At 60.2% G+C, this 13,229-nt stretch carries 12 protein-coding genes; 7 read left to right on the forward strand and 5 right to left on the reverse strand.

Annotated elements, in window-relative coordinates:
- Entirely contained in the window at nt 1–1,053 is a 1,053-nt protein-coding gene (gene hisC, locus AC07VO_RS14930; protein WP_018927193.1) for a histidinol-phosphate transaminase, read from the forward strand.
- A gap of 55 nt (nt 1,054–1,108) precedes the next feature.
- Here hisC and algW read toward each other — a convergent pair whose 3' ends face one another.
- Nucleotides 1,109–2,269 carry a Do family serine endopeptidase AlgW gene (algW, locus tag AC07VO_RS14935; protein ID WP_018927192.1) on the reverse strand — a complete coding sequence of 387 codons (1,161 nt, stop codon included), beginning with the start codon at nt 2,267–2,269 and terminating at the stop codon, nt 1,109–1,111.
- Nucleotides 2,270–2,371: 102 nt separating this feature from the next.
- Here algW and AC07VO_RS14940 point away from each other — a divergent pair, with 102 nt between their 5' ends.
- From AC07VO_RS14940 to cysN, 3 genes are all read left to right on the forward strand, one after another.
- Complete coding sequence (locus tag AC07VO_RS14940) at nt 2,372–3,130, forward strand: Nif3-like dinuclear metal center hexameric protein (protein ID WP_018927191.1); 759 nt, start codon at nt 2,372–2,374, stop codon at nt 3,128–3,130.
- 146 nt (nt 3,131–3,276) lie between these two features.
- Nucleotides 3,277–4,194 (forward strand): sulfate adenylyltransferase subunit CysD, encoded by a 918-nt coding sequence (gene cysD / locus AC07VO_RS14945; protein ID WP_007941268.1) that lies wholly within the window; start codon nt 3,277–3,279, stop codon nt 4,192–4,194.
- Between the two features lie 9 nt (nt 4,195–4,203).
- Nucleotides 4,204–6,102, forward strand: a complete 1,899-nt coding sequence (gene cysN, locus AC07VO_RS14950) for a sulfate adenylyltransferase subunit CysN (RefSeq protein WP_018927190.1) — start codon at nt 4,204–4,206, stop codon at nt 6,100–6,102.
- Nucleotides 6,103–6,185: 83 nt separating this feature from the next.
- On the opposite strand, the gene yihG is transcribed toward cysN, so the two are convergent.
- Genes yihG through AC07VO_RS14965 form a run of 3 tightly spaced genes read right to left on the reverse strand, consistent with a single transcriptional unit; the run spans nt 6,186 to nt 9,590 of the window.
- Complete coding sequence (gene yihG, locus AC07VO_RS14955; protein ID WP_086944707.1) at nt 6,186–7,091, reverse strand: 1-acylglycerol-3-phosphate O-acyltransferase, YihG family; 906 nt, start codon at nt 7,089–7,091, stop codon at nt 6,186–6,188.
- Nucleotides 7,092–9,191, reverse strand: a complete 2,100-nt coding sequence (gene pta / locus AC07VO_RS14960; protein WP_495007604.1) for a phosphate acetyltransferase — start codon at nt 9,189–9,191, stop codon at nt 7,092–7,094.
- 60 nt (nt 9,192–9,251) lie between these two features.
- Complete coding sequence (locus AC07VO_RS14965) at nt 9,252–9,590, reverse strand: DUF3565 domain-containing protein (protein WP_064621356.1); 339 nt, start codon at nt 9,588–9,590, stop codon at nt 9,252–9,254.
- Here AC07VO_RS14965 and AC07VO_RS14970 point away from each other — a divergent pair.
- From AC07VO_RS14970 to AC07VO_RS14980, 3 genes are all read left to right on the forward strand, one after another.
- Nucleotides 9,559–10,044: an FKBP-type peptidyl-prolyl cis-trans isomerase gene (locus AC07VO_RS14970; protein ID WP_007942189.1), complete on the forward strand. Its 486-nt coding sequence runs from the start codon at nt 9,559–9,561 to the stop codon at nt 10,042–10,044. The genes AC07VO_RS14965 and AC07VO_RS14970 overlap by 32 nt on opposite strands.
- A gap of 124 nt (nt 10,045–10,168) precedes the next feature.
- Entirely contained in the window at nt 10,169–10,651 is a 483-nt protein-coding gene (locus AC07VO_RS14975) for a glutathione peroxidase (protein ID WP_064620279.1), read from the forward strand.
- 189 nt (nt 10,652–10,840) lie between these two features.
- Nucleotides 10,841–11,944, forward strand: coding sequence for an NADH:flavin oxidoreductase (locus AC07VO_RS14980; protein WP_086944708.1), 1,104 nt, complete (start codon nt 10,841–10,843; stop codon nt 11,942–11,944).
- A 70-nt stretch (nt 11,945–12,014) separates the two neighbouring features.
- Here the strand turns inward: AC07VO_RS14980 and AC07VO_RS14985 are convergent, their stop codons facing one another.
- Nucleotides 12,015–13,214 (reverse strand): glycosyltransferase family 4 protein, encoded by a 1,200-nt coding sequence (locus AC07VO_RS14985; protein ID WP_018927184.1) that lies wholly within the window; start codon nt 13,212–13,214, stop codon nt 12,015–12,017.
- Nucleotides 13,215–13,229: the final 15 nt, after the last annotated feature.

The raw sequence follows: 13,229 nt of genomic DNA on the forward strand, positions 1-13,229 counted from the left end.
ATGAGTAAATTCTGGAGCCCGTTCGTCAAGAATCTGGTGCCTTATGTGCCGGGCGAGCAGCCGAAACTGGCCAAACTGGTGAAGCTCAACACCAACGAAAACCCGTACGGTCCATCGCCAAAAGCCCTGGCGGCGATGCAAACCGAACTGAACGACAACCTGCGTCTGTACCCGGACCCGAACAGCGACCTGCTCAAGCAAGCCGTTGCCAAGTACTACGGCGTGCAGGGCAATCAGGTGTTCCTCGGTAACGGTTCCGATGAAGTCCTGGCGCACATATTTCACGGTTTGCTGCAGCACGATAAACCGCTGCTGTTCCCGGACATCAGCTACAGCTTCTACCCGGTTTACTGCGGGTTGTATGGCATCAAGTTCGATGCGGTTGCGCTGGACGAGCAGTTCCAGATCAACCCGGCGGACTATGCCAAGCCGAACGGCGGGATCATCTTCCCGAACCCGAATGCGCCGACCGGTTGCCTGTTGGCGCTGGACGCTGTTGAGCAAATCCTCAAGGCCAGCCCGGATTCGGTGGTCGTGGTGGATGAGGCTTACGTCGACTTCGGCGGTGAAACGGCGATCACGCTGGTGGACCGTTATCCGAACCTGTTGGTGACGCAGACCCTGTCCAAGTCCCGTTCCCTGGCCGGCCTGCGGGTTGGTCTGGCCGTGGGGCACCCGGATCTGATCGAGGCACTGGAGCGGATCAAGAACAGCTTCAACTCCTACCCGCTGGATCGTCTGGCGATTGTGGGGGCTGCGGCGGCGTTCGAAGATCGCGAGTATTTCGACAAGACTTGCCGGTTGGTCATCGAGAGTCGGGAGCAAGTGGTCGCGCAACTGGAAGCGAAAGGGTTTGAAGTGTTGCCGTCTGCGGCGAACTTCATTTTCGCCCGTCACCCGAAGCACGATGCGGCGGGGCTGGCGGCGAAGTTGCGCGAACAGGGCGTGATTGTTCGGCACTTCAAGCAAGAGCGGATTGCCCAGTTCCTGCGGATTTCCATCGGCACGCCGGAGCAGAATCAGGCACTGATCGACGGCCTTGGCGACCTCTAGACCAAAACTGTTCCTGTGGGAGCGAGCGGTGCGGCTCGTTCCCACAGGGTCCCGCTTACTCTTCTTCTTTTTCCTGGATCGGCGCCGGCGGCGGACGCAGACCGATTTCTGCGGTGAGCTTGAGTTCTTTACCGTTGCGCATCACCTGAATCGTGACCTTGTCGGTCGGTTTGATGCGCGCCACCTGGTTCATTGACTTGCGACCATCGCCAGCCGGTTCACCGTCGATGCTGAGGATCACGTCGCCCAATTGCAGGCCGGCCTTTTGCGCCGGGCCGTCACGGAAAATCCCCGCGACCACAATTCCCGGGCGTCCCGACAGGCCAAACGATTCCGCCAGTTCCTGACTCAACGGTTGCACTTCGATGCCGAGCCAGCCGCGAATCACCTGGCCGTGTTCGATGATCGACTTCATCACTTCCATCGCCAGTTTGACCGGGATCGCGAAGCCGATGCCTTGCGAGCCACCGGACTTGGAGAAGATTGCCGTGTTGATGCCGGTCAGGTTGCCGTTGGCGTCCACCAGTGCACCGCCGGAGTTGCCGGGGTTGATCGCGGCGTCGGTCTGGATGAAGTCTTCGTAGTTGTTCAGGCCCAACTGATTGCGCCCGGTGGCACTGATGATCCCCATGGTCACGGTCTGGCCGACGCCGAACGGGTTGCCGATGGCCAGGGCCACGTCACCGATGCGCAGGTTGTCAGAACGGCCGACGGTGATCGACGGCAGGTTTTTCAAGTCAATCTTCAATACCGCGAGGTCGGTCTCCGGGTCGCTGCCGATGACCCGGGCCAGGGTTTCACGACCATCCTTGAGCGCTACCACAATCTGGTCGGCACCGCTGGTCACGTGGTTGTTGGTCAGCAGGTAACCTTCCGGGCTCATGATCACGCCCGAACCGAGGCTCGACTCCATGCGCTTCTGCTTGGGCGAGTTGTCGCCGAAGAAGCGGCGGAACTGCGGGTCTTCAAACAGCGGATGGCTGGGTTTGTTGACCACTTTGGTGGTGTAAAGGTTGACCACCGACGGCGCAGCCGTGGTCACCGCATCGGCATAGGACACCGGGCCCTGCTGCACACCAAGGGTTTGCGGGGCTTGTTGCAGATTGACGTCGAGGCTTGGCAGCCCGACCCACTGCGGGTAACGCTGAATAATCAGTAGAGCGACAAGCACGCCGGCCAACAGCGGCCAGCCGGAAAAACGCAGCGCCTTGAGCATTAAGCACGTCCTGAGAGGTTGCAGGCGGTATGAGACCGCCCATAATGTCGCGCATTATACGAGGCCGCGCGCGCCTCTGAACGGGATATTTAGGAGTCTTTTATGGCCGTCGCCCTGAGCACCCTGGTCGAAGAAGCCGACCGTTACCTGGCAAGTGCGAAGATTGCCGATTACTGCCCCAACGGCTTGCAGGTCGAAGGCCGGCCGCAAGTAATGCGCATCGTCAGCGGTGTCACCGCCAGCCAGGCGTTGCTGGACGCCGCGGTGGAGGCCCAGGCCGATCTGGTGCTGGTGCATCACGGCTATTTCTGGAAAGGCGAGAACCCGTGCATCACCGGCATGAAGCAGCGCCGGTTGAAAACCCTGCTCAAGCACGACATCAGCCTGCTGTCCTATCACTTGCCGCTGGACCTGCACCCTGAAGTCGGCAACAACGTACAGCTTGCCCGGCAATTGGACATTACCGTCGAAGGCCCGCTGGATCCGGACAACTTGAAAATCGTCGGCCTGGTCGGCTCGTTGAGCGAACCGATGACCCCCCGCGATTTCGCCCGTCGGGTACAGGAAGTCATGGGGCGCGAGCCGTTACTGATCGAAGGCAGCGAGATGATTCGTCGGGTCGGCTGGTGCACCGGTGGCGGCCAGGGTTACATTGACCAGGCGGTGTTGGCCGGTGTCGATCTGTACCTCAGCGGCGAGGCCTCCGAGCAGACGTTCCACAGCGCCCGGGAAAACGACATCAGTTTCATCGCCGCCGGCCACCATGCCACCGAGCGTTACGGTGTGCAGGCTTTGGGTGATTACCTGGCGCGACGTTTCGCCCTCGAGCACATCTTCATCGATTGCCCGAACCCGATTTGACTACAGGGCTGGAGCCCAAACGAGGGGGTATATTCATATACCCTTTCGATCTAGCCACCGTCCTGATTAGAAGAGGGCGCTGTGCTAGGATTCCCCGCTCGAACACGGCCCGCAGGCCGTCCATAAGATCGTTTTCGTGAGTAGCCATGGTCGACAAACTGACGCATCTGAAACAGCTGGAGGCCGAAAGCATCCACATCATCCGCGAGGTCGCCGCCGAGTTCGATAACCCGGTGATGCTGTACTCCGTCGGTAAAGACTCCGCCGTGATGCTGCACCTTGCGCGCAAGGCATTCTTCCCGGGCAAACTTCCGTTTCCGGTGATGCACGTCGACACCCAGTGGAAGTTCAAGGAAATGTACGCGTTCCGCGACCGCATGGTCGAAGAGCTCGGCCTGGACCTGCTGGTACACGTCAACCCCGAGGGTGTTGCGCAGGGTATCAACCCGCTGACCCACGGCAGTGCCAAGCACACCGACATCATGAAGACCGAAGGCCTCAAGCAGGCCCTCGACAAGTATGGCTTCGACGCCGCATTCGGTGGCGCCCGTCGCGACGAAGAGAAGTCCCGTGCCAAAGAGCGCGTGTATTCCTTCCGTGACAGCAAGCACCGCTGGGACCCGAAAAACCAGCGCCCGGAGCTGTGGAACGTCTACAACGGCAAGGTCAACAAGGGTGAATCGATCCGCGTATTCCCGTTGTCGAACTGGACCGAACTGGACATCTGGCAGTACATCTACCTGGAAGGCATCCCGATCGTACCGCTGTATTTCGCAGCCGAGCGTGATGTCATCGAGATGAACGGCACCTGGATCATGATCGACGACGAACGCCTGCTCAATCACCTGAGCGACGAAGACAAGGCGCGCATCGTCAAGAAGAAGGTCCGTTTCCGTACACTGGGCGACTACCCGTTGACCGGTGCTGTCGAGTCCGAGGCCACCAGCCTGACCGACATCATTCAGGAAATGCTCCTGACGCGAACTTCCGAACGCCAGGGCCGAGTCATCGATCACGATGGCGCCGGTTCCATGGAAGAAAAGAAACGTCAGGGTTATTTCTAAGGGGTTGTCATGTCGCACGCATCTGATTTGATCAGCGAGGACATCCTCGCCTACCTGGGCCAGCATGAACGCAAGGAAATGCTGCGCTTTCTGACTTGTGGCAACGTCGACGACGGCAAGAGCACCCTGATCGGGCGCCTGCTGCACGACTCCAAAATGATCTACGAAGATCATCTGGAAGCCATTACCCGCGACTCGAAAAAAGTCGGCACCACCGGCGAAGACATCGACCTGGCATTGCTGGTCGACGGCTTGCAGGCCGAGCGTGAGCAGGGCATCACCATCGATGTCGCCTACCGCTATTTCTCTACCGCCAAGCGCAAATTCATCATCGCCGATACCCCCGGCCATGAGCAGTACACCCGCAACATGGCCACCGGTGCATCCACCTGTGACCTGGCGATCATCCTGGTCGACGCCCGTTACGGCGTGCAGACCCAGACCCGTCGCCACAGCTTTATCGCCTCGTTGCTGGGCATCAAGCACATCGTTGTCGCCATCAACAAGATGGACCTCAACGGCTTCGACGAAAGCGTATTTGAGTCGATCAAGGCCGATTACCTGAAGTTCGCCGAAGGCATCGCGTTCAAGCCGAGCACCATGGCGTTCGTGCCGATGTCCGCGCTCAAGGGCGACAACGTGGTGAACAAGTCCGAGCGCTCGCCGTGGTACACCGGCCAGTCGCTGATGGAAATCCTTGAGACCGTCGAAATCGCCAGCGACCGCAACTACACCGACCTGCGTTTCCCGGTGCAGTACGTCAACCGTCCGAACCTGAACTTCCGTGGTTTCGCCGGCACCCTGGCCAGCGGCATCGTGCACAAGGGCGACGAAGTCGTTGTGTTGCCGTCGGGCAAGAGCAGCCGCGTGAAATCCATTGTCACCTTCGAAGGTGAGCTGGAGCATGCAGGCCCTGGTCAAGCGGTGACGCTGACCATGGAAGACGAGATCGACATTTCCCGTGGCGACTTGCTGGTGCACGCCGATAACCAGCCGCAAGTGACCGACGCCTTCGACGCCATGCTGGTGTGGATGGCCGAAGAGCCGATGCTGCCGGGCAAGAAGTACGACATCAAGCGCGCCACGACTTACGTGCCGGGCTCGATCACCAGCATCGTCAATCGCGTGGACGTGAACACCTTGGCCGAAGGCCCTGCCAGCTCGTTGCAGCTGAACGAGATCGGTCGGGTCAAGATCAGCCTCGACGCGGCCATTGCGCTGGACGGTTACGACAGCAACCGCACCACGGGTTCGTTCATCGTCATCGACCGTTTGACCAACGGCACGGTCGCGGCCGGCATGATCATCGCTCAGCCGCTGGCGCATGGCAGCAGCTCCCACCACGGCAAACTGGCCCATGTAGCCACCGAAGAACGCGCCCAGCGCTTCGGTCAGCAACCGGCCACCGTGTTGTTCAGCGGCCTGTCGGGCGCTGGCAAAAGCACCCTGGCGTATGCGGTTGAACGCAAGCTGTTCGACATGGGGCGCGCGGTGTTTGTACTCGATGGCCAGAACCTGCGTCATGACCTGAACAAAGGTCTGCCGCAGGATCGCGCCGGGCGCACCGAGAATTGGCGTCGTGCGGCGCACGTTGCGCGTCAGTTCAACGAAGCCGGCCTGCTGACACTGGCGGCGTTCGTTGCCCCGAGTGCCGAAGGTCGTGAGCAGGCCAAGGACCTGATCGGCAAGGAGCGTCTGCTGACGGTCTACGTCCAGGCCTCGCCGACGGTCTGCGCCGAGCGTGATCCGCAAGGTCTGTACGCGGCGGGTGGCGACAACATCCCGGGCGAATCCTTCCCGTACGACGTGCCGCTGGATGCCGATCTGGTGATCGACACCCAGTCGCTGTCGCTGGAAGAAAGCGTCAAGCAAGTGCTGGATCTGCTGCGCAAGCGTGGCGCGATCTAAGCATTAGCTGAAAACAAAAAGCCCGCAGATGAGTGATCATCTGCGGGCTTTTTTGTGTCCGGGAGGGCACCTTCGCGGGCACCTCAAGAATTCACTGGATACTCCCGGTGCATTTGTCCCAACAGCGCATCCTTGTCCTGCCACAATTGATTGATCCACCCCTGAAACTCCAGGCGATACACCCCGTCCTGGTCGTAGTTCTTGCCAACGAACTGCGGTGGAATCTTCAGCTCCTGAAAGTGCACCACTACATCCTTCACATTGCCGCAGAGCAAATCCCAATAGCCTGGACGCCCGGCCGGGTAGTGGATGGTCACGTTGACGATGGCTTCCAGCTGGTCGCCCATGGCATCCAGCACGAATGCAATGCCGCCCGCTTTCGGTTTGAGCAGGTAGCGGAACGGTGAACTCTGCTGGGCGTGTTTGCCCTCGGTAAAGCGTGTGCCTTCGACGAAGTTGAAAATTCCCACCGGGTTATTGCGGAACTTGTCGCAGGTCTTGCGGGTGGTCTCCAGGTCTTTGCCCTTCTTCTGCGGATGCTTTTCCAGATAGGCCTTGGAGTAACGCTTCATGAACGGAAAACCCAACGCCCACCACGCCAGGCCAATCACCGGTACCCAGATCAGTTCCTGTTTGAGGAAGAACTTCAGCGGGCGGATGCGACGGTTGAGCACGTACTGCAACACCATGATGTCGACCCAGCTCTGGTGGTTGCTGGTGATCAGATAGGAGTGCCGATAGTCCAGGTCTTGCAAGCCGCTGAGGTGCCAGCGTGTGCGGCAAACCAGATTCATCCAGCCCTTGTTGTTACTGATCCACGCTTCGTGGGTATGACTCATCAGCCAACGCGCGAAACGTTGGGTGAGGGCGAACGGCAACACTTTGAACAGCGCCACACAGAACAGAAACGAGCAGAGCAGAATCGTATTCAGCGCCAACAGCAGCGAGGCGATCACGCCGCGCACGGGTGCAGGTAGAAAATCCAGCATTTAAATATCCATAGGTCGGTTGGCCGCTTGAATCGCGGTCAACGCGATGGTGTACACGATGTCGTCGACTTGCGCGCCACGCGGCAGGTCGTTCACCGGTTTGCGCAGGCCTTGCAGCATTGGCCCGAGGCTGACGCAGTCGGCGCTACGTTGCACGGCTTTGTGGGTGGTATTGCCGGTGTTCAGGTCGGGGAACACGAACACCGTGGCACGACCGGCCACCTGACTGTTCGGCGCCAGTTGCCGGGCCACGGTTTCGTTGGCAGCGGCATCGTATTGCAACGGGCCGTCGATCAGCAGTGAGTGTTGCTGTTCGTGGGCGAGCAAGGTGGCCTCGCGAACCTTCTCGACTTCTTCGCCGCTGGCCGATTCACCGCTGGAGTAGCTGATCATCGCCACTCGCGGAGTGATGCCGAACGCCGCTGCCGAATCGGCGCTTTGCAAGGCGATCTCGGCCAGTTCGCTGGCGCTCGGGTGCGGGTTCATCACGCAGTCGCCGTAGACCAGCACTTCTTCGGGGAACAGCATGAAGAACACCGACGACACCAGGGTGCAACCCGGCGCGGTCTTGATCAGTTGCAGGGCCGGGCGGATGGTGTTGGCGGTGGAGTGAATGACCCCGGACACCAGCCCGTCGACTTCATCCAGCGCCAGCATCATGGTGCCGATCACCACGGTGTCTTCCAGTTGCTGCTCGGCCATCGGCGCGTTGAGGCTTTTGGTCTTGCGCAGCGCAACCATCGGCTCGACATAACGCTCGCGAATCAGGTCCGGGTCGAGGATTTCCAGCCCCGGTGGCAACTCGATGCCTTGGGCGCGGGCGACCGCCTCGACGTCTGCCGGTTTGGCCAGCAATACACAACGGGCAATGCCCCGGGCCTGGCAGATCGCAGCGGCTTGCACGGTCAACGGCTCGCTGCCTTCAGGCAACACGATGCGCTTGTTGGCGGCCTGGGCGCGCTGGATCAGTTGATAGCGGAACACCGCGGGCGACAGGCGCATTTCCCGTGGCGTGCCGCAGCGTTGGTGCAGCCAGTTGGCGTCGAGGTGGCTGGCGACGAAATCGGTGATGATCTCCGCGCGCTCGCGGTCGTCGATCGGGATTTCCTTGTTCAAACCGTTCAACTGGTTGGCGGTGTCGTAGGAACCGGTACTCACCGACAACACCGGCAGGCCGGCCTGCAAGGCGCCACGGCACAGCTCCATGATGCGTGGGTCGGGCAGGGTGTCGCTGGTCAGCAGCAGGCCGGCCAGGGGCACACCGTTCATCGCTGCGAGGCTGACCGCTAGGATGATGTCGTCGCGATCGCCGGGGGTCACCACCAGCACGCCGGGCTTGAGCAGCTCCACGGTGTTGCGCACGGTGCGGGCGCAAATGATGATTTTGGTCATGCGCCGGGTTTCGTAGTCTCCGGCATTGAGCACCTGAGCGCCCATCAACTCGGCCACGTCACGGGTGCGCGGCGCGTTCAGCTCCGGTTGAAACGGGATGCAGCCGAGCAGACGGAAGTCGCCACTGCGCAGCAACGGCGAGTGCTCTCTCAGGCGCGAGGCGAAGACGTCCATGCTTTCGTCGGTCTTGACCTTGTTGAGGATCACGCCCAGCACTTTCGGGTCCTTCGGCCCGCCGAACAATTGCGCCTGCAATTCCACCCGGCCGGACAATTCGGTCAGCACTTCGTTTTCCGGCGCCGAAACCAGAATCACGTCGGCGTCGAGGCTCTTGGCCAAGTGCAGGTTGACCCGCGCGGCGTAGCTGGCGCTGCGGGTCGGGACCATGCCTTCGACAATCAGCACGTCCTTGCCGATAGCGGCTTGCTGGTAAAGGGTGATGATTTCTTCGAGCAATTCGTCCAGCTGACCGTCGCCGAGCATCCGCTCGACATGGGCCAGGCCCAGCGGCTGAGGCGGTTTCAAACCGTGGGTGCGGGCCACCAGTTCGGTGGAGCGTTCAGGGCCGGTGTCGCCCAGGTGCGGTTGGGCAATCGGTTTGAAAAAGCCGACTTTGAGGCCGGCCCGCTCAAGGGTACGCACCAGCCCGAGGCTGATGGAGGTCAGACCCACACCAAAATCGGTGGGCGCGATAAAAAAAGTTTGCATGCGGATTCTCTAAGGGTGCATGGCAATGGTGAACGCCTATGGCTGGCGTTCTACCGATATTCAGTGGTCAAGGTTATCGCTAACCGAGCCTTGTGCGCACCAACCGCAATCAAAGGGCTGGCCTATTTTTTCATTGCGCAGCGCAGGGTCCAGCACCCAGGCCCGGGATTGCCACGGCGGCTGGTGCCGCAGGTGTTGGGTATGGCCGCAGGACAGCTCGGCCACCCAGTGCCCGTCCTCGTCCTGATGAAAACCTGTAATGGTCGAGGCTTTCATTGCACCCCGTTTGTCTGGGTTGTGTTCGCTTTCGGGCGATTGCTTCGCTAAACTTGGACATTCATCTTTCTTATGCAAAAGGTCTCGCCCCATGCTGATCGCCGCCAATAAGGCTGTCTCCATCGACTATACCCTGACCAACGACGCTGGTGAGGTCATCGACAGCTCCGCCGGCGGCGCGCCGCTGGTCTACCTGCAAGGCGCAGGTAACATCATCCCGGGCCTGGAAAAGGCACTGGAAGGCAAAGCAGTCGGTGACGAACTGACTGTTGCCGTAGAACCTGAAGATGCCTACGGCGAATACGCAGCCGAACTGGTCAGCACCCTGAGCCGCAGCATGTTCGAAGGCGTCGACGAACTGGAAGTGGGCATGCAGTTCCACGCTTCCGCTCCGGACGGCCAGATGCAGATCGTCACCATTCGCGATCTGGACGGCGACGATGTCACCGTCGACGGCAACCACCCGCTGGCCGGTCAGCGCCTGAATTTCCAGGTCAAGATCGTTGCCATCCGTGATGCCAGCCAGGAAGAAATCGCTCATGGTCACGTCCATGGCGAAGGTGGCCATCACCACTGATTTTCTGCGCTAAGCTTTCGAGAACTGGAGAGGCGCCCGAGGGCGCCTTTTTAGTCCGCGGCTGTCCTTGGCGACATGACCAAGTGGCTGTTTCGAGAAGAACACGGGAAATTTGGAGTCCGTCATGAGTGCTTTTCACGACCTTACATTGAAAGCTTTGGATGGCCAGGAGTTACCTCTGGCGCCCTTCAAAGGGCACGTCGTGCTGGTGGTCAACGTCGCCTCCAAATGTGGCTTGACCCCACAGTACGCTGCTCTGGAAAACCTCTACCAGCAATACAAGGGCAAGGGTTTCAGCGTGCTGGGCTTGCCGTGCAACCAGTTTGCCGGGCAGGAACCGGGCACAGAGCAGGAAATCCAGGCGTTCTGCAGCCTCAACTATGGCGTGACCTTTCCGTTGTCCAGCAAGCTGGAAGTCAACGGTCACGAACGTCATCAGCTGTACCGCCTGTTGGCGGGCGAGGGCGCGGAGTTTCCGGGCGACATCACCTGGAACTTCGAAAAATTCCTGTTGGGCAAGGACGGTCGCGTATTGGCGCGGTTCTCGCCGCGTACGGCGCCGGATGATCCTTCTGTTATCCAGGCGATTGAAAAAGCTCTGAGTTAAAAGCGCAGATCAAGATCAAAAGATCGCAGCCTTCGGCAGCTACAGGTATTCACATTCCTCTGTAGAAGCTGCCGAAGGCTGCGATCTTTTCGTTTCTAATCCTTAATCACTCAAATCAATAGTGCTGTTCAAGGCAGGGCGCCCTCCATATTATCGCCGTCATAAAGCCTATGTCCCGTGGAGCGTCCAATGCCTGTCAAAGCCCTGTTCAAGCCTTTTCACCTCGGCGCTCTCGATCTGCCGACCCGCGTCGTCATGGCACCGATGACCCGCTCGTTTTCGCCGGGCGGCGTGCCCAACTCCAAAGTGATTGAATACTACCGTCGCCGCGCTGCCGCCGGAGTTGGCCTGATCATCACCGAAGGCACCACGGTCGGTCACAAGGCCTCCAACGGTTACCCGAACGTGCCGCACTTCTACGGTGAAGCCGCACTGGCCGGCTGGAAAAAAGTCGTCGATGCAGTGCATGCCGAAGGCGGCAAGATCGTTCCGCAGCTGTGGCATGTGGGCAGCGTGCGCCGTATCGGCACCGAGCCGGATGCCAGCGTGCCAGGTTATGGTCCGTCGGAAAAACTGAAAGACGGACAGGTCGTGGTTCACGGCATGACCCAGCAGGATATCCAGGAGGTGATCGCTGCGTTCGCCCAAGCCGCCAAAGACGCCCAGAGCATCGGCATGGACGGCGTGGAAATCCACGGTGCCCATGGTTATCTGGTGGACCAGTTCTTCTGGGAAGGCAGCAACCAGCGCACCGACGAATACGGTGGCAGCCTGGCCAACCGTTCGCGCTTCGCCATCGAATTGATTCAGGCGGTGCGCGCAGCAGTCGGCGAGGGATTCCCGATCATCTTCCGTTTCTCCCAGTGGAAGCAGCAGGACTACACCGCGCGTCTGGTGCAGACGTCAGAGGCGTTGGGCGAATTTCTCAAGCCGTTGTCCGACGCCGGCGTGGATATTTTCCACTGCTCGACACGCCGTTTCTGGGAGCCGGAGTTCGACGGTTCCGAACTGAACCTGGCCGGCTGGACCCGTAAGCTCACCGGCAAGCCGACCATCACCGTTGGCAGCGTCGGCCTGGATGGCGAGTTCCTGCAATTCATGGTCAACACCGACAAGATCGCACAGCCGGCCAGCCTGGAAAAACTGCTGGAACGTTTGAATAACGATGAGTTCGACCTGGTGGCGGTGGGGCGTGCGTTGTTGGTGGACCCGGACTGGGCGCAGAAAGTGCGTGACGGTCGTGAGCAGGACATCCTGCCATTCAGCCGTGATGCGTTGATGACGCTGGTGTAAATGGCGACTGAAAAGGCCTTTTCGCGGGCAAGCCTCGCTCCTACAAGGGCGAGGCTTGCCCGCGAAGCTTTTAAGGTAACAACGCTGCATCGGATAGAACTTGTTCCTGCGCACAAGCCCCCCGCAACTGCCCCTCGAACTGCTCGATAATCGCCGCCCAGCCCTGACGGCTTGCATGCTGGCGGGCATTGAGCCGCATGCAGCGCAAGGTTTCGCGCTCCTCCAGCAGCCAACGTGCCGCATCGCAGAACGCCTGTTCATCCCCGGGCATGGCCAATACGCCGTTATAGCCATGGCGAATATGCTGAGCCGCCGCAGCTTGATCGTACGCCACCACCCCCAGCCCTGAGGCCAATGCCTCAAGCACCACATTGCCGAAGGTTTCGGTCAGGCTCGGAAACAGAAACACATCCCCCGAGGCATAGTGACTGGCCAGCGCTTCGCCGCGTTGTGAGCCGCAAAAAATCGCCTCGGGCAATTCCTTTTCCAGCGTCGATCGTTGCGGACCGTCACCGACCACAATCAATTTCATGTTGCGCTGTGGATAAGTGGTTTTCAGCGCGTCGAAACTGCGCTTGAGCAGGCCAAGATTCTTCTCCTGGGCCAGGCGTCCTACGTGGATGAAGGCGATGTCATCCTCGGCCAGTCCCCATTGCTCACGCAGCGGTTTCAGTCGTTTGACCGGATGAAACAACTGGCTGTCGACGCCTCGAGAGAGTAACGCCAGACGCTCGAAACTGCGCCGCTCCAGCTCCAGTCGCTGGCTGGCGCTGGGCACCAGGGTCAGGGTCGAGCGATTGTGAAACCAGCGCAGGTAGTGGGTCAGCAAGCGCGTCAGCAACCCGAGCCCATACTGGCTGGAATACTGCTGAAAATTGGTATGGAAGCCGCTGACCACCGAAATCCCCAAACGCCGTGCCGCACGTAACGCCGACAACCCCAGCGGTCCTTCGGTGGCGATGTACAACACGTCCGGGCGATGGCGCTTCCAGCGCCGCAGCAGCTTGTGCATCGACGACTGGCCCCATTGCAGGCCGGGATAACCCGGCAGCGGCCAGCCTCGACACAGCAGCAACTCATCATTGCTGCCCGTCAGCGGGTCGCCGCCCTGACGTGGCCGCACCAACTCGACCTGATGCCCGCGCGCGCGCAAACCGTCGAACAAGCGGCCAAGAGTATTGGCCACGCCGTTGATTTCCGGGGGGAAGGTTTCGGTGATCAGAGTGATATGCAGAGCTGTCGTCATGACCTCAGTGTCGGCTGAGGCCATGTCGTCATTGTGACG

The sequence above is a fragment of the Pseudomonas sp. GW821-FHT03E01 genome, from assembly GCF_059420765.1.

Excerpts from the sequence above, each read along its gene's own strand:
- AC07VO_RS14975 (WP_064620279.1), top strand. The coding sequence starts at position 10,169 with ATGAGTGCTTTTCACGACCTTACATTGAAAGCTTTGGATGGCCAGGAG.
- AC07VO_RS14980 (WP_086944708.1), top strand. The coding sequence starts at position 10,841 with ATGCCTGTCAAAGCCCTGTTCAAGCCTTTTCACCTCGGCGCTCTCGAT.
- yihG (WP_086944707.1), bottom strand. The coding sequence starts at position 7,091 with ATGCTGGATTTTCTACCTGCACCCGTGCGCGGCGTGATCGCCTCGCTG.
- AC07VO_RS14940 (WP_018927191.1), top strand. The coding sequence starts at position 2,372 with ATGGCCGTCGCCCTGAGCACCCTGGTCGAAGAAGCCGACCGTTACCTG.
- cysD (WP_007941268.1), top strand. The coding sequence starts at position 3,277 with ATGGTCGACAAACTGACGCATCTGAAACAGCTGGAGGCCGAAAGCATC.
- algW (WP_018927192.1), bottom strand. The coding sequence starts at position 2,269 with ATGCTCAAGGCGCTGCGTTTTTCCGGCTGGCCGCTGTTGGCCGGCGTG.
- cysN (WP_018927190.1), top strand. The coding sequence starts at position 4,204 with ATGTCGCACGCATCTGATTTGATCAGCGAGGACATCCTCGCCTACCTG.
- AC07VO_RS14985 (WP_018927184.1), bottom strand. The coding sequence starts at position 13,214 with ATGGCCTCAGCCGACACTGAGGTCATGACGACAGCTCTGCATATCACT.
- pta (WP_495007604.1), bottom strand. The coding sequence starts at position 9,191 with ATGCAAACTTTTTTTATCGCGCCCACCGATTTTGGTGTGGGTCTGACC.
- AC07VO_RS14965 (WP_064621356.1), bottom strand. The coding sequence starts at position 9,590 with ATGGAGACAGCCTTATTGGCGGCGATCAGCATGGGGCGAGACCTTTTG.
- hisC (WP_018927193.1), top strand. The coding sequence starts at position 1 with ATGAGTAAATTCTGGAGCCCGTTCGTCAAGAATCTGGTGCCTTATGTG.
- AC07VO_RS14970 (WP_007942189.1), top strand. The coding sequence starts at position 9,559 with ATGCTGATCGCCGCCAATAAGGCTGTCTCCATCGACTATACCCTGACC.